We start from the raw sequence: 16,130 nt of genomic DNA, 5'->3' as shown, positions 1-16,130 counted from the left end.
CAGCTCTATTTCAGTTCAACGTCTGATAAAACAAAGCGCAGCAGTTCCAAACGCTGCGCGCGCCCATGGTGCTGTATAAAATCCGGGTATCAACAAAAGATGTCCATGGGTATCCCACAGCAGTGGGATATGCGCCCGCCAATCCGGGGGTACTGCCGCCTCGAGCAGGATTTTTTTCAATGGCCGATGCGTTCCGGTGGACATGCGGACTAGCTCACCCGGCTGCCGTCGTCGCCAGCATAATGTTTCTTCCGAAAATGCAGCCGACAATGCCTGATGCGCAGACCCAGAAGGTAAGGCTTCGACTTTTTGACATTCCCAACCCGCGAAAGGCAGTGCTGAATCACTCTGCCAGGGACCTTCCTGCCAATCTCCAGTGAAGTCCGAACTTCGCCACAAATAAAGGGTTTGCCCCTGTAACCAGCATGCCGCACCGGCCCACTGAATACGCCTGCCCAATCCAGAATCCAAAGCTTGTTGCAGGATCGTGAGGCGTGCCTGACTAGGCAGAGGTACCCGAAGCTTTTGTAACCAGCCTCTCAAGAACATGCGCTGCAAAGCCGGCGTCAATTTCCGTAAAAATTCCAGGGACACCGCGTCTTCCCGGAGTTGCGGAAAGGCTGTGCGGTGGCGTTCCCACTGGATAGTAAACCAGTCCTCTACCAGGGCATATACATCTCCCATATTTTCTGCTGTACGCGCCAATGTCCCTGGCGCATGCGCCCAACCCATCTCCTGCAAGAGCGGCAATAACTGCTGGCGCACGCGTACCCGGTCGAAACGCGGATCCTGATTGGCGGGATCCTGCAAGTAAGGAAGATTTTTTTGCTGGAGATAATCGCGTATCACGCTTTTGGGTACTTGCAGCAGGGGACGCAGCAGTTGTCCCTTGCCCAGCGGTTTTTGCCAGGGCATGGCAGCGAGACCGGCTATACCGGTGCCGCGCAACAACTGCAGCAAGAAAGTTTCCGCTTGATCCTGTTGGTGCTGGGCCGTCAACAGGATATCCCCCTCTTGCAACTGCTCGGTCAGCACTGCATAACGCCCGCGCCGGGCCTGATCTTCCGGACCTTCCCCGGTTGTATCCGGGGGCAGATATAAGACGGTACAGGGAACGCCCATGGCTTGGGTCTGGGTGACACAAAAATCCGCCCAGACCGGACTTTGCGCATGCCAGCCATGATCGACATGCAGGGCATGAACCGGGTATTCAAGAGCGACCAGAGCCGCAAGCAAGGCAGTGGAGTCAGAGCCGCCACTATAGGCCACCAACAGTGGCCTTTGCGGTGTCAGCTCCCACTGCTGCAAACGGTTCTGGAGTCTTTGCTCCAGTTCAGGCCGCGCCGACCACTCCATAATGCATGAGTCGTTCATAGCGAGTAGTCAGCAATTTATTGGTTTCCAGGTTTTTTAAATCAGCAAGATGTCTGGCCAGACTCTCCCGGAGAAGCTTGAAGACCGCCTCGGGGTCACGATGGGCACCACCCAGAGGCTCCACCAACACTTCATCCACCAGTCCTAATGACTGTAAGCGCCGGGCAGTAATACCCAGCGTTTCTGCGGCTTCTGCCGCCATCGCGGCATCTTTCCAGAGAATGGAAGCGCAACCTTCGGGAGAAATCACTGAATAGACGCTGTACTCCAGCATCAGCATGCGGTCACCCACCCCAATGGCGAGCGCACCACCAGACCCCCCCTCACCAATGACGGTGCATATGATGGGCACCGGCAGATCCGACATGACCGCCAGATTACGGGCAATGGCCTCACTCTGCCCGCGTTCTTCCGCGCCAATACCCGGATAAGCCCCGGGCGTATCAATGAAGGTGAACACCGGCAATTGAAATCGCTCGGCCAAACGCAACAGCCGTAACGCTTTGCGATAACCCTCAGGACGCGGCATGCCAAAATTTCGCTGGATTTTTTCCTTGGTATCACGACCCTTCTGATGTCCCATCCAGACAATGGGCTGATCATGAAAGCGGGCTAGCCCGCCGATAATCGCCTGATCATCGGCAAAGGCCCGGTCTCCCGCAAGAATCTGCACCTCACTGAACAAGGCTTGCACATAATCCAGGGTATAGGGACGCTGGGGATGACGCGCCACTTGGACGGTCTGCCAAGCACCCAGCTTGCTATAAATGCGTTGCAATTCTTTGCGAGCTTTCACTTCCAGCCGCTTGATTTCATCGGCAATGCCGGGCTGATTCAAGGCATGTAATTCCTCTACCTTGGCCTCCAGCTCGGCAACGCCTTGTTCAAAATCCAGATAACTGATTTTCATTAACACTCCTGACAAGTATGAAAATAGATTTCAGGCAGGACGGCGAGTTTTGCGCTGTCCACGTTCCAGAGGAATCACATTATTGACCAGCAACTGGGCTGCGCGATGCGTCCACTGCCAGCGCCCCTCGGGCAGCAGGGCGCGCAATGCCACCAACGCCTCTTCAGTGGCAGAAAAACTCAAACTATCTGGCACTTTTAACAGCACCCGCAGGTCATTGTCTACTGGCATTTCCAGGCGCAAGCGTACCGGACCCGGATATTGTTGTAGCCAGTCCCGCAGTTGCTCAGGAATCAGCGCGACTTCCCGGGGAATCTCCAGCTTCAATTCTGCCGCCAATTCTGCCCGGACCTGATGGCGATCCATTACCCGCAGGGCGCTCAGACGCAAGCCCCCCGAGTAGCTATCTTCCCCCACCTCGCCAAGCACCAGGACCGGTTCCTCGCCATCACCCATTTTTCCTGCCTGTGCCCAGACTTCCGCAAATACCACCACTTCCAGACGACCGACACCATCATCCAGGGTCAGAAAATAAATCCGGTCGCCTCTTTTAGTGCGGGTACTGCGCCGGGCGACCACCAATCCTGCCACCAGTACCACGGTCCCCGACGAAAGTTGTCCCAATGGCTGGACATCCAGTTCCGCCAGCTCGTCGCGCAAGGTATCCATAGGATGGCCGCTGAAATAAAAACCCAGGGTTTCCCGCTCCTGGCGGAGAGTTTCAGTGGATGTCCAGGGAACAGCCTGACTCATGGGCGGCGCAACCGGTAAAGCTTCCAGCCCCGCAAACAGCGATTCCTGCTGGCTGGCCTGACTGTGCTGATATTGTGCAGCAGCTTCCATGGTATTTTCCAGCGAGGCGATGAGATCTGCCCGCGATACCTGCCAGTCATCCATGGCACCCGCCCGAATCAGGGCCTCCAGAGCGCGGCGATTGATTTTTTGACTGTCCACCCGGCAGAGCAGGTCAAAAAGACTCGTGAAGGGCCCCACGGCACGCGCTTCCAGAATGGCCTGGATAGCCGCCCGGCCGAGTCCTTTAATGGCCCCCAAACCAAAGCGGATATCCTGGTCGCCCTCGGGACGAAATTCCAGACCACTGCGCTGTACGCTGGGCGGAGCAATGCGCAGGCCCATGCGTTGGCACTCGGCAATCATGGCCACAACCTTGTCGGTATGATCCATATCTGCGGTCAGTACGGCAGCCATGAAAAACTGGGGATAATGGGCCTTGAGGTAGGCGGTCTGATAGGAGACCAGCGCGTAGGCTGCAGAATGGGATTTATTGAATCCATATTCGGCAAACTTTTCCATCAAATCAAAAATAGCGCCTGCCTGATCGGGTTGCAGACCATTTTTATGGGCGCCCTCCAGAAAAATACTGCGCTGTTTGGCCATTTCCTCGGGCTTTTTCTTGCCCATGGCACGGCGCAGCAAATCGGCGCCACCCAGGGAGTAGCCCGCCAGCACCTGCGCGGACTGCATGACCTGTTCCTGATAGACGATTACCCCATAGGTTTCCTGGAGAATCGGCGCCAGATCGGGGTGCAAATAGGTGACCTGAGCCTTGCCATGTTTGCGGGCGATGAAATCATCCACCATGCCCGACTGCAGGGGTCCCGGGCGAAACAGGGCGACCAGGGCGACAATATCTTCAAAAGTATCGGGTTGCAGGCGGCGGACCAGATCGCGCATGCCTGATGATTCGAGCTGGAATACGGCGACGGTTTCCGTGGATTTGAGGAGGGCATAGGTTTCCGGATCGTCCAGGGGCAGCTGCTGAATGTCCAGGGGAACATGGGATGGATGTGCGGCGTTGATGAGCTTGACGGCCATATCAATGATAGTCAGGGTCCGCAGACCGAGAAAGTCGAACTTGACCAGCCCCATTTTTTCGACATCATCCTTATCCAGCTGGGTCACGTTGCCACTTTCACCAGAGCTATCCGTAAACAGGGGCAAGCGATCGGCCAGTGGCTCCGGAGAAATGACCACACCACCTGCATGGGTAGAAGCATGGCGCGGCAGCCCTTCCAGCCGCAGGGCAATATCCAGCAAATCCCGGACGTCATCTTCTTCCGTCTGACGACGCCGCAATTCTTCGGATTCATCCAGAGCCTTCGCCAAAGTCATACCCAGATCAGCAGGCACCAGCTTGGCGAGCTGATCGACAAACCCATAAGGCAAGCCCAGCACTCGTCCTACATCGCGAACCACCGCCCGGGCTTTCATGGTGCCGAAGGTAATGATTTGCCCGACCCGGTCACGTCCGTATTTTTCCGCCACATACTGAATGACCCGGTCACGCTGGTCCATGCAGAAATCCACATCGAAGTCGGGCATGGATACCCGCTCGGGATTCAGAAAGCGCTCAAACAGCAAACCATTACTGATGGGATCCAGATCCGTAATCCCCAAAGCATAAGCCACCAGAGAGCCTGCTCCGGAGCCGCGCCCGGGACCCACCGGCACCCCGTTATTTTTGGCCCACTGGATAAAGTCAGCCACAATCAGAAAATAGCCGGGAAAACCCATTTTTTGAATCACGCCCACCTCACGCAGCAAGCGTTCATGATAGGGATGGCTGGCTTCGCCACCGATCTTCAAAGCTTGCAGACGCTGCTGCAGGCCTTTTTGCGCCGCCTCGTGCAGATAGTCATCAATGGATTGACCTGCGGGTATCGGGTAATCGGGCAGGGCATATTGGCCGAGTACCAGCTCCAGATTACAACGCTTGGCAATTTCCACCGTGTTGTCACAGGCCTCGGGAATATCCGCGAAAAGCGTCCGCATCTCCTCGGGATCTGGCAAACGATGTTCTGTCGTGAAACGCTTTGGCCGGCGTGGATCATCCAGGGTCAGGCCCGCAGAAATACACTGCCGGGCATCAAAGGCGGCAAAATCGCTGGCATCCAGAAAGTGGGCATTATTGCTGGCGACGACAGGCAAATTCAGCTTTTGCGCCAAGGCCAGGGTCGCCTGCACCAGACTTTCCTGATCCTGCTCACCATTCCGCTGCAATTCCAGATAAAAACGCTCGGGGAACCAGTCAGCATATTGCCGGGCCAGCCTTTCCGCCTGCACCTGGTCATGGCGTAACAACGCTCGACCGATTTCGCCCTGCCCGGCTGCGGACAGCGCAATCAGCCCCGTGTTGGCTTGCTGTAACCACCCTGCTTGAATTTGCGGACGCCCCTGCTGCTGACCTTCCAGATAGGCCCGACTCAGCAAGCGACTGAGATGCCCATAACCGGTTTTATTCATGCACAACAAAATCAGACTGGCAGGACGCTCTGCGTCAGCCGGATCATGAATCCAGATTTCACTGCCAATTAACGCCTTGATGCCCTGACTACGGGCGGCATTATAAAACTTGACCAAGGCAAACAGGTTACCATGATCGGTAATGGCTACCGCCGGCATGTTTTTTTCAACGCAGCGTTTCACCAGTGCCTTCACCGGAATAATACCGTCTTCCAGGGAATATTCGGAATGCACATGCAGATGCACGAAGCTGGGGTCACTCATTGTCCTGTCTCCCAGGCCCGATCCACCGGGCCAAAACCACGGCGATGCAGCGGGCACGGGCCATGACGCTGCAATGCCTGTAAATGAGCGGCGGTACCATAACCCATGTGCCGGGCCAGGCCATAAGCTGGATAATAACGATCCAGTACCTGCATGGTCTGATCACGGGTAACCTTGGCCAGAATACTGGCCGCCGCAATGGCATCGACCCGCCCATCGCCGCCCACCACGGTCTCGACCTGCCAGCCGGGCGGTGTCTGGTTGCCGTCCACCACGATGCGTTGGGGGCGCACAGGCAATGCGCCTACGGCCCGGGACATGGCGCGCAAGGATGCCTGCAAAATATTATAACGCTCAATTTCCCAGACGGCAGCCCAACTCACGGACCAGGCCAGGGCTTCCTGACGAATTCTGAGAGCCCATTGCAAACGCGCCCTGGCCGTCATCTTCTTGGAATCATTGAGACCATATAGTGGTTCGCGCAAAATGACCGCTGCGGCAATGACCGGCCCGGCCAGGGGACCACGTCCGGCTTCATCCACCCCTGCACACCCCGGCCCCCAATGCTCCAGCACCGGTGCTACGGGCCGCTTCATGTGAGCATCTTCCGCAGGACCTGCTGCAGCGCTTCTGGAGAATCTCCCTGCAGCAAGCCGCGCAGCCTTTGCAAGCGCCGCAGCTGCTCCTGTCCGGCTGCACCGAATAGAGACAATAGTGTGGCAGCCACCTGATCTGCCGTGAAATCTTTCTGCAGGAATTCCGGATAAACCGCCTCCTTGAGCAGAATATTCGGCATGGCCACAAACGGTGTTTTGACCAATCTTCTGGCGAAAGCATAGGTCAAGGCATTGAGGACGTACACCACGACCGCTGGGCGTGCCATCAAGGCGGTTTCCAGAGTCGCTGTCCCGGAAGCCACCAGCACGACTTCGGCGGCGGCCAACACGGTCCGGGTCTGGGCGCTGACGACCAACGCATCCTCTGGACCAGCACCGCGCTGCCAGTGCTGCTTCCAGGTACTCGCCAACTCGGGACGGGCCAGAGCCACGACCAGTTGCAGATGAGGCATTTGCCGGCGCAACAGGACCGCTGTTTCGGCATAGCGCCGAGAAAGCTTTTCCAGCTCACCGCGACGACTACCTGGCAACAGGGCCAAGACCGGCTGATCGGATTTCAGACCCAAGGCCACTCTGGCAGTCACCCGATCCGGTGCGGCAGCCGTCTGCTCCAGCAGGGGATGTGCCAGCACCTGCACAGGAACCCCGGCTTCAGTGTAAATGGGCACCTCAAAGGGAAAAAGCACCAGCATCTGATCGACCATCTGCTTGATCTGATGAATGCGCTGGCCACGCCAGGCCCATATTTGCGGACCTACCACATAAAGAACCCGGATACCCAGAGCCTTGGCCACCTTGGCGATACGCAGATTAAAGGCCGGGTGATCGATCAGGATCACACAGAGGGGTTTTTCTTTTTTCAGGTGAGCTACGACCCGGTGGTAAAGTCGCCGCAGCGCTCCATAATGGCGCAGCACTTCAATCAAGCCGATAACTGCCAGCACTTCACCATCGGCAATATTATCCACCCCGGCCGCCTGTAAGCGTGCCCCGACCACCCCTGACCATTGCAGATCCAGTCCGGCGGCCGCCGCATTGGCCATGATTTCCAGCCCGAGGTTTTCCCCGGAGCGTTCTACGGCAAGGAGAAATACCTTGCCCAAGTCCTAAGCCCGGAGGCTGCGACGGATGACTTCGGCCACCCGGATAATTTGTGCTTCCTGCAATTCGGGGAACATAGGAAGGGAAAGTACCCGCTCGGCCAGTTTGTCGGCGACGGGACAATGTCCCTGAACCTGCTCGCCAAACATTTTCTGACGATGACCCGGAATGGGATAGTAAATGGCACTGGCAATGCCTTCCGCCTGCAAGGCCGCTTTCACCGTATCCCGACCCTCCAGCTGAATGGTATATTGATGATAAACATGCTGATATCCATCGGCCGCACTAGGCAGTTGCAGATCCAGACCGGCCAGATGCTGGCCATACCAGGCCGCTGCCTGTTGGCGACCAGCGCTGAAAGTCGCCAGATGCGGAAATTCCGTACGCAAAATGAGTGCCTGCATTTCATCGAGACGGCTATTGTAACCGAGCACATCATGATGATACGTCTGCCAGGAACCATGATTGCGCAAGCCCCGCAACTGCTTGTCCAGTGCGGGATCATTGGTCACCACCATCCCGCCATCACCAGCCCCGCCGAGATTCTTGCTGGGGAAAAAGGAAAAACAGCCCAGGTCACCAAAGCTGCCCACCGGGCGACCGTGAATACTGGCCCCTATGGCCTGGGCGCAATCTTCGATGACTTTCAAACCATGCTGCTGAGCCAGCGCCATGATCGCCGGCATGTCAGCGGGCAATCCATAGAGATGCACCGGAATAATCGCCTTGGTACGGGCAGTAATAGCCGCTTCAATCAGCGGCACTGTGAGCACATAACTGTGCGGGTCCACATCCACAAACACCGGCTTGGCACCCACATAGAGCACCGCTTCGGCAGTAGCAATAAAGGTGAAGGTCGGCACAATGACCTCATCTCCAGGGCCGATACCCAAGGCGCGCAGCGCCAGCAGCAAGGCATCAGTACCCGAAGCACAGCCCACACCGTGGGCGACACCGCAAAGCTGGGCCACTTCGCTTTCCAGGGCCCGGCCATGCTCCCCCAGAATGAAGCTCGCCTGATCCAGAATTTTTCCCATGCCCGCGAGGATTTCTTCACGCAACGGCTGGAAATGGGTCCGCAAATCCACCATAGGAATGTTTTGACTCATGCTTGTTTTTCCTGTTTATTTTTCCTGCTTACGGGAAAGAAATTCATCCACTGCACTGCGCACCTGCAAGGCCGCTGCCAGCACCCGACGGCCCGCCTGCCCGTCACAGAATACCGGGGATTGCTGCATGACCGCTGTCAGAAAATCTTCAATTTCCGCAGCCAGGGCATCTTTCTTGGGCAAATCAATGGCTTCATCGCGAACCCCGGGAATGCCGGGCACCGCCCCTTCACCACGATGATAAATGTGCAGAGTATTCTGGATGAAATCCACTGAGGCATAACGATCCTGCCAGAAAATCCGCAGACGCCGGGCCGGCTCGCGGACCACCCGGGAAGCGGCAAGATTGGCTACGCTGCCATTGTTGAGGGTCACCCAGGCGTTGGCCATATCAGCCTTGTCTGTCACGGCAGCCACCCCAACGGCGCGCACATCGACAGGTTCGGCGCCGGTCAGCAGCAAGGTCAGATCCAGATCGTGAATCATGAGATCCATGATGACATCAATATCCAGAGAGCGCGGCTTGAAAGGCGCCAGGCGCTCGGCTTCCAGATAGCGCGGAGCTCCATAACCGGCCTGACGCAGATGGCGGATAGCCGGATGGACCCGTTTGATATGGCCTACACCCAGCACCAGTTGTTTTTCCTGGGCCAGCGCGATCAAGGCATCGGCTTCCTGAATATTCAGGGTAAACGGCTTTTCCACCAGACAATGAACCCCGGCGCGCAGGGCGGATTCGGCGACTTCATGATGGGTAGAGGTGGGCGTAGCAATGGAAATGGCCTCTACCGAAGACAGCAGCTCAGGAATACTAGCAAATACCCGACAATTCAGCTCTTGGGCTACTTCGGCAGCCCGGGCCGGGTTGGCATCATAGATTCCCTGCAAATCGGAAAGACTGGCATACTTTTGGGCGTGGAATCGACCCAGATGGCCCACACCGATCACAGCGGTCTTGAGATGCTTCATGGTCGCGTAATTCCTCTTTTGCTGCTGCGAATGAACGCGAGAAGATGCGCGATCTCGGGAGCATCGAGGCCCCGTTGTTCGACTTCTTCCATCGCCGCATCCAAACGCTGGCCGGAACGAAACAAAAGCCGGTAAGCGCGTTTGATCTGCAAAATAGTCTCCCGGGAAATCCCCCGACGCGCCAAACCGCGGACGTTGATACCATGCAGGCTGGCATGATTGCCCGCCGCCATCATGTAGGGGGGGATATCCAGGGGTGCCATGGTTCCCCCGCCCAAAATGGCGTGCGCCCCCACCCGGGCAAACTGATGTACAGCAGATAGTCCGCCGAGAATGGCATGATTTTCGATATGGACATGACCGGCCAATGTGGCGGCATTGGCCATCACCACTTGATCGCCAATATGACAATCATGGGCTACATGACAATAGGCCATCAACAAATTGTGACTACCGATGCGGGTTACGCCACCGCCCTTCAAGGTACCACGATTAACGGTCACAAATTCCCGCAAGGTATTGTGAGAGCCAATCTCCAAAGAGGTAGACTCACCCTTGTAGCCCATATCCTGAGGCGCTGTTCCCACAGAAGCAAACTGAAATATCTGGTTGTGGCTGCCGAGCTTGGTAGGACCTTCGAGAACGGCATGAGCACCTATCTGGCAATACTCGCCTATTTCCACCTGGGCGCCAATCACGGCAAAAGGCCCGATTTTGCAACCTGATCCTATTTTAGCGCCAGGCTCTATAATCGCCGAAGGATGGATATCCGTACTCACGGAGCAGTTTCCCGCAACGTGGCCATCAAAAGGGCCGAAGCCACTTCGGTACCATCAACCAACGCCTGGGTTTCCATTTGCCACATCCCAGTACGGCGGCGACTGACGTTCGCATGCAATTCCAGACGATCCCCCGGAGTGACGGGTTTGCGAAAACGAGCCTTGTCTATCCCTGCAAAATAGACGGCTGCATTTTCTCCATACTTGTCTTCCGAGACAAAAGCCAGGAGCGCTGCAGCCTGGGCTAAAGATTCGATGATCAAAACTCCCGGCATGACCGGCATGGCCGGGAAGTGACCCTGAAAAAAGGGCTCGTTCATGGTGACATTTTTGACTGCATGGAGGGATTTACCCACTTCTACAGCAAGCACGCGATCCACCAGCAAAAAAGGATAGCGGTGGGGTAATCGCTTCATAATATCTTGAATATTCAGTTCACTCACCATTCAATAGCTCTCCGTCAGATGATGCCGGGCTCGCAGACTTCTTTTCCAGTAGCTTGACGCGCCGAAACAAGGTATCCAAACCGTCAAAACGGGCCGCAATCCGTCGCCAACGGGTAATTTCGTGGGCTGGTACCACGCCAGAATAAACTCCAGGAACACGCAGAGAATGGGTTATGGCACTCTGTCCTGCAATTACGGAGCCATCGGCAATTTCAATATGCCCAGCAATGCCCACCTGTCCACCTATGCGGCAATAACGGCCAATATGGGTACTACCAGCAACTCCGGTTTGTCCGGCAATCACCGTATGTGCGCCGATGTGCACATTATGGCCGACTTGGACGAGATTATCGATTTTCACACCATCGCCAAGCACAGTATCTGTTAACACGCCACGATCAATGCAACTATTTGCCCCGATTTCCACATCATTTCCCAGTTGCACCCCACCTACTTGCGGAATTTTGATGTATTTTTTATTTTCTTCTGCAAAACCAAAACCATCTGCGCCGATCACTGCACCCGCATGAATGATGCAGCGTTCACCAATCCGGCAGTTCCGATAAATTTTTACCCCTGGATAAATATGGGTGCCGGCCCCAATTTCGACGTTGGCACCAATAAATACCCCCGTCTCCAACCAGACACCCGCTGCAATTTTCGCTCCGGATTCCACTCGGACAAATGCATCCATCCGCGTTTCGGGATGAACCTGAACATCACGATCCATTTGCACGCTGTGATGCACACCCGGTTCATGTCGCGGCATGGGAAACAGATGGTGGAGGATTTTGGCAAAAGCAGCATAGGGATTGGCCACAATAATGGCGTTTCCGACAAAATCTTCCGCCGCTTGCGGGCTGAGAATCACGGCGCCAGCCTGACTGGACTGCAAGGTGCTGCGTAAAGTCCCTGACAAATAAAAAGTTATATCTCCAGACTGAGCCAATTCGAGAGGCGCAACCCCCGTGATCAAATAGTCTGCCTGACCGCGCAGTTCTCCACCGATGTGGCAGGCTAGATCCTGGAGTTGGTGTGTGCCGGTTTTCATGGCTTATTCTTTGTCACAACGGGCTGCACTGCCGAATTTTTCATGGCAGCAACTACCTGCCCGGTCAAATCAATGGCACCGCTCACATAAAGCACCGATTTATCATTGAGAATAACGGTGTAATGTCCCGCCCTGCCAATCTGGCTGACCACCTTGACCAGTTGTTTCTGGATATTTTTGAGAATCTGATTACGCTGATAATTGAGGCTGTCCTGAGCCTGCTGCTGAAATTGCTGCAGACTGAGAATCATGTTCTGTAACTGTGCTTCTCGATCCTGACGCTGCGTATTACTCAAATGCGGAAAATCTTTTTCGAGAGTCTTTTGAAAGGTATCAATTTGCTGGCGCTTGGCCTCGATGGATTTCTGTTTGGCTTCTACCTGCTTGTTCAGATTGGCAGCTCCAGCCTGAGCCTCCGGCAATTCACGCAGCGCCTTGTCCAGATCGACAAAACCAATTTTCATGGGGCTCGCCGAGGCCATTCCGGCAAGCACCAACAACATCACACCCAGAAACCACTGCCGCATCATCAAAACATCACCAGCGCATCAGAAATTGTTACCCACAGTGAACTGCAGGGGTTGGGTGAGATCACCGGGCTTTTTATCCAGAGGAACAGCCAGCGAGAGACGCAGCGGACCCAGGGGGCTGATCCACAGGAACCCGATACCCGCCGTACTGCGCATATCTCCCAGGCTGGGGAAATACCTTGAACTATTGGAACCCCCTAGATAAGACTGCACGCCATACACCCAGCCGCTGGCAGCAAACAGCGACATCCGGAAATTATGATTATCCGCAAGCCCCGGTAATGGGAAATACAAGCTGGCATTAAGCAACAACTCTCGTGTCCCACCCACTGGATACCCATCGATTTGCTCACCCAGAGAATATGTCTGGTAGCCCGGCAGGGTTGTCGGACCGCCCAGATAATAGTTATTGAAGAAAGGCACTGGTTTCCCGCCATAGCCGTTAATGAAGCCATAACGACCACTGAGTCCACCAGTGAGCCAGGAAGTAATGGGATGATAATAATCCGCCTTTACTTCTGCCTTATACCACTTCAGGTCACCCGGCGGCACGGCCGCTTTGATATCCAGGCTGGTATACAGACCTTTGGTGGGGAAGATGGGCGAATTACGACTGTCATATACCAAACTGTTACCAACGGTTACTGCAGTCGCTGTATTTCCGAATGTCTGCACATATGAATTATAAATCTGGGTACTAGAAGAAGTCAGATTAATGGTCGTATTACTGTAACCCAATGACATATAATCATAAACATAGCGCATGATGGGTATACCCAGCGTCCCTGTGGCACCATAATCAATTTCCTGATATGGGGCCACTGCGAGACTGGAAAGATTCGTATCATTCCGGTACAAATTAAAGCCCAGGCTGATGCCATCCGGGGTAAAATAGGGATCTGTAAACGACAAGTTGAAGGCCGTTCCCAGACCACCGACGTTAGCCGAAAACGACAGGGCATTACCCGTACCCATGAAATTTTTCTGGCTGATGGAACCATTGAACAAAATACCTTGCGCATTAGAGTAACCCACGCCCAGGCTAAAACTTCCGGTCGGTCGTTCACTGACATGTACATCCAGATTCATTTGATCGGGATGACCGGGAACTGGAACCGTTTTGGTATCCACCTTGTCATAAAATCCCGTCTGCTGGAGGCGCTCCTTGGAGCGCTTGATCTGGGCGCCATTATACAGTGATCCTTCCAGTTGCCGGAACTGACGCCGCACCACATAGTCCTTACTGCGGTCATTACCGGTGATTTCGATACGCCGGATGTAGACCTTGCGGCCGGGATCCACCTCAAAATTCAATGCCACTTCCCGGGTTTTTTCATCGACCGTCGGTACCGGTGTGGTATTGGCAAAGGCATACCCCAAGTCTCCCAGCTTGTCGGCAATAGCACTATTGGTATCGTTGATCTTGGACCGGGAGAAAACCTCTCCAGGATGAATTTCCACCAGTTTTTCCAGTTCCGGCTTGGGAAGCACCAAGTTACCGCTCAAATTGACGGATTTAATGTGATAAACCGGTCCCTCGTGAATGTTGACGGTGATATACACGAAACGACGATCAGGGGTGACCTGTACTTGACTGGATTCGATATCAAAATTCAGGTAGCCCCGGTCCAGATAGAAGTTGTGCAGAGCCTCCAGACCCTTCATCAGCTTTTCCTGAGAGTAGCGGTCATTTTTAGTGAAAAATGAAAAGGCGTCGGGAGCACCAATACTGAAAAGGCTCCGCAAGCGACTTTCGCTGAAAGCATGATTGCCCACAATCGTCACCTGCTTGATCGTCGCCTGCTCTCCTTCCTGAGCATCTATGCTAATGGCGACCCGATTACGCGGCAGCTTCTGCACCTTGGCATGAATTTTCGCGTTGTAGTAACCCATGCCTTCATACTGCTGCTGCAAACCATGGACCACCTCATCGAGAATGGACTGGTTGAAAATATGGCGATCCACCAGACCAATACCTTTCAGGGTGCCCTCCACCTCGGTTTTGGAAAATGCCTTGATGCCATGCATTTTAATACTGGCGATAATGGGGCGCTCCTGCACAATCACCAGCAAGTTTTCATCCGAACGGGCAATGGTGACGTCTTTGAAAAAACCGGTTGAATACAAGTCCTTGATGGCTTGTTGCGCTTTTTGATCATCCACTTCTTCGCCGATATGGATGGGCAGATAATTATATACTGTCCCTGGAGCGATATGCTGGAGACCTCTGATCTCGATATTTTTTACCGTAAAGGGGGTAAATGCCCAGGCAGGTGCTGCCCAGACAGCAGCCATACAGGCTAGGCCCGAGGCAAGAACAAGAGGCGTCGGCGAAGTCAGGCTGAATTTTTTCACGGAGTCATCAATCTCGTAATATCATTGTAAAAAGCGAAGGACATCAGCATCAGAAGCAGCACTATACCGATCTGCTGGGCTTTTTGCACCACTGCCGGTGAAAGGGGCTTACCCCGTAGCATCTCCAGGGCATAAAACACCAGATGTCCGCCATCGAGAATGGGAATAGGCAGTAGATTCAGAATACCCAGACTGATACTGACCAAGGCCAGAAAAGACAGAAATGGTGCCACCCCTGCCTGGGCAGACTGACCTGCATATTCGGCAATGGCAATGGGTCCACTGATATTATCAGGAGAAACAAAACCCTGAATCATCCGCACAATCATTTCCACGGTCATCCAGGACATCTGCCAGATACTGTGCAGGCCGTATAACAGCCCCTCCGCTGGTCCCCGGTGGCGCGTGACGATCAAATCCGGGGGCAATGGCGCCATCACGATCCCAATGCGGCCAATGGCCTTTCCGGCTTTGTCGAGAAACATCTGTGGCTTGATCTGTACGGTTTTGCTGACTCCGTGAGTGCTGCGATAAGTCAGCTCTAATACTTTGTCAGGATGGGATTCAATCTGGCGGGCCAGGCTCTCCCAGCTGGGCACTGGATGATGGTTGACGCGGATAATCCGATCACCGGGAACCAACCCTACTGCAGCGGCTGGAGTTTTAGGTTCAACGGCACCTACGGTGGCGGGAAGATAGGGCGCCATACCGATCACCTTCTCGAGGAAATCCGGCCCCACTGAGTCAGCCTTGAGAGATTGCAAGGGTAAAGTATGGGTAGTCACCTTTCCCTGATTGTTGGTCTGCAGATGCGCCGGGACACGGGCAATGGCTGCCGACAACAGCCCCGTACGCATATCTTCCCAGGTGTATACTTTTTGCCCGTTCAGGGCCGTGATGCGCTGACCCGGCTGCAAATGCGCCTGGGCAGCCAGGGAATGATCACTGACCAGACCGATAATCGGGGCCAGTCCTGGAATGCCGATCCAGGCCACCCCCGCATAAGCAATCACGGCAAAAAGCAGATTGGCCATTGGCCCGGCAAGAGCAATTAAAAAGCGCCTACCGGGCGCCAGGGCGTCAAAAGTCCGATGACCATCCTCGGGAGGAATTTCCTCTCCAGACTGCTCGCCCAGCATTTTGACATAACCACCCAAAGGCAGGGCGGCAATCACATACTCGGTATGATCTTTGCCCCAACGCCGGCTGATCAGGGCCGGGCCAAAGCCAATACTGAACTTCAGCACCTTGACGCCCATGAACTTGGCCACCCAGAAATGCCCGGATTCATGGATCAGCACCAAAATGCCGATCGCCAGAATAAAGGCCGCGATGGTTTCCAGAACCTGCACGGGATTCCG

The 16,130-nt window shown here is 54.9% G+C and carries 13 protein-coding genes; all 13 read right to left on the bottom strand.

What is annotated here, in order from left to right:
* Nucleotides 1-15: 15 nt before the first annotated feature.
* Genes tilS through rseP form a run of 13 tightly spaced genes read right to left on the bottom strand, consistent with a single transcriptional unit; the run spans nt 16 to nt 16,121 of the window.
* The gene (gene tilS / locus B1757_RS11135) at nt 16-1,374 is read right to left on the bottom strand and encodes a tRNA lysidine(34) synthetase TilS (RefSeq protein WP_253253822.1); all 1,359 of its coding nucleotides are present in this window, start codon (nt 1,372-1,374) and stop codon (nt 16-18) included.
* Complete coding sequence (locus B1757_RS11130) at nt 1,334-2,284, bottom strand: acetyl-CoA carboxylase carboxyltransferase subunit alpha (RefSeq protein WP_101538370.1); 951 nt, start codon at nt 2,282-2,284, stop codon at nt 1,334-1,336. Before B1757_RS11130 ends, tilS begins: the two co-directional genes overlap by 41 nt.
* A 30-nt stretch (nt 2,285-2,314) precedes the next feature.
* Nucleotides 2,315-5,812: a DNA polymerase III subunit alpha gene (gene dnaE, locus B1757_RS11125; protein WP_101538369.1), complete on the bottom strand. Its 3,498-nt coding sequence runs from the start codon at nt 5,810-5,812 to the stop codon at nt 2,315-2,317.
* Nucleotides 5,809-6,408: a ribonuclease HII gene (gene rnhB / locus B1757_RS11120; protein WP_101538368.1), complete on the bottom strand. Its 600-nt coding sequence runs from the start codon at nt 6,406-6,408 to the stop codon at nt 5,809-5,811. The genes dnaE and rnhB overlap by 4 nt, the downstream gene beginning before the upstream one ends.
* Nucleotides 6,405-7,532 carry a lipid-A-disaccharide synthase gene (lpxB, locus tag B1757_RS11115; protein WP_101538367.1) on the bottom strand — a complete coding sequence of 376 codons (1,128 nt, stop codon included), beginning with the start codon at nt 7,530-7,532 and terminating at the stop codon, nt 6,405-6,407. The genes rnhB and lpxB overlap by 4 nt, the downstream gene beginning before the upstream one ends.
* Nucleotides 7,533-7,535: 3 nt before the next feature.
* A complete protein-coding gene (locus B1757_RS11110) occupies nt 7,536-8,639 on the bottom strand; it encodes a DegT/DnrJ/EryC1/StrS family aminotransferase (RefSeq protein WP_101538366.1) in 1,104 nt (367 codons plus the stop codon).
* Between the two features lie 15 nt (nt 8,640-8,654).
* Nucleotides 8,655-9,608 (bottom strand): Gfo/Idh/MocA family protein, encoded by a 954-nt coding sequence (locus B1757_RS11105; protein ID WP_101538365.1) that lies wholly within the window; start codon nt 9,606-9,608, stop codon nt 8,655-8,657.
* The gene (lpxA, locus tag B1757_RS11100; protein ID WP_101538364.1) at nt 9,605-10,387 is read right to left on the bottom strand and encodes an acyl-ACP--UDP-N-acetylglucosamine O-acyltransferase; all 783 of its coding nucleotides are present in this window, start codon (nt 10,385-10,387) and stop codon (nt 9,605-9,607) included. Before lpxA ends, B1757_RS11105 begins: the two co-directional genes overlap by 4 nt.
* On the bottom strand, nt 10,384-10,833 hold the full coding sequence (gene fabZ, locus B1757_RS11095; protein WP_172437686.1) for a 3-hydroxyacyl-ACP dehydratase FabZ: 450 nt from the start codon (nt 10,831-10,833) through the stop codon (nt 10,384-10,386). Before fabZ ends, lpxA begins: the two co-directional genes overlap by 4 nt.
* Nucleotides 10,823-11,884, bottom strand: coding sequence for a UDP-3-O-(3-hydroxymyristoyl)glucosamine N-acyltransferase (gene lpxD, locus B1757_RS11090; protein WP_101538363.1), 1,062 nt, complete (start codon nt 11,882-11,884; stop codon nt 10,823-10,825). Before lpxD ends, fabZ begins: the two co-directional genes overlap by 11 nt.
* The gene (locus B1757_RS11085) at nt 11,881-12,414 is read right to left on the bottom strand and encodes an OmpH/Skp family outer membrane protein (protein WP_101538362.1); all 534 of its coding nucleotides are present in this window, start codon (nt 12,412-12,414) and stop codon (nt 11,881-11,883) included. The genes lpxD and B1757_RS11085 overlap by 4 nt, the downstream gene beginning before the upstream one ends.
* Before the next feature lie 18 nt (nt 12,415-12,432).
* Nucleotides 12,433-14,769: an outer membrane protein assembly factor BamA gene (gene bamA, locus B1757_RS11080; RefSeq protein ID WP_101538361.1), complete on the bottom strand. Its 2,337-nt coding sequence runs from the start codon at nt 14,767-14,769 to the stop codon at nt 12,433-12,435.
* Nucleotides 14,766-16,121, bottom strand: a complete 1,356-nt coding sequence (gene rseP, locus B1757_RS11075; protein WP_101538360.1) for an RIP metalloprotease RseP — start codon at nt 16,119-16,121, stop codon at nt 14,766-14,768. The genes bamA and rseP overlap by 4 nt, the downstream gene beginning before the upstream one ends.
* Between the last annotated feature and the right edge of the window lie 9 nt (nt 16,122-16,130).

The sequence above is a fragment of the Acidithiobacillus marinus genome, assembly GCF_002847505.1.
Taxonomy (GTDB): domain Bacteria; phylum Pseudomonadota; class Gammaproteobacteria; order Acidithiobacillales; family Acidithiobacillaceae; genus Acidithiobacillus; species Acidithiobacillus marinus.
This window is presented reverse-complemented; position numbering and strand designations above follow the sequence as displayed.

Bases quoted from the DNA above. Each gene is read 5' to 3' on its own strand.
- tilS (WP_253253822.1), bottom strand. From the start codon at position 1,374: ATGAACGACTCATGCATTATGGAGTGGTCGGCGCGGCCTGAACTGGAG.
- B1757_RS11130 (WP_101538370.1), bottom strand. From the start codon at position 2,284: ATGAAAATCAGTTATCTGGATTTTGAACAAGGCGTTGCCGAGCTGGAG.
- dnaE (WP_101538369.1), bottom strand. From the start codon at position 5,812: ATGAGTGACCCCAGCTTCGTGCATCTGCATGTGCATTCCGAATATTCC.
- rnhB (WP_101538368.1), bottom strand. From the start codon at position 6,408: ATGAAGCGGCCCGTAGCACCGGTGCTGGAGCATTGGGGGCCGGGGTGT.
- B1757_RS11110 (WP_101538366.1), bottom strand. From the start codon at position 8,639: ATGAGTCAAAACATTCCTATGGTGGATTTGCGGACCCATTTCCAGCCG.
- B1757_RS11105 (WP_101538365.1), bottom strand. From the start codon at position 9,608: ATGAAGCATCTCAAGACCGCTGTGATCGGTGTGGGCCATCTGGGTCGA.
- fabZ (WP_172437686.1), bottom strand. From the start codon at position 10,833: ATGGTGAGTGAACTGAATATTCAAGATATTATGAAGCGATTACCCCAC.
- lpxD (WP_101538363.1), bottom strand. From the start codon at position 11,884: ATGAAAACCGGCACACACCAACTCCAGGATCTAGCCTGCCACATCGGT.
- B1757_RS11085 (WP_101538362.1), bottom strand. From the start codon at position 12,414: ATGATGCGGCAGTGGTTTCTGGGTGTGATGTTGTTGGTGCTTGCCGGA.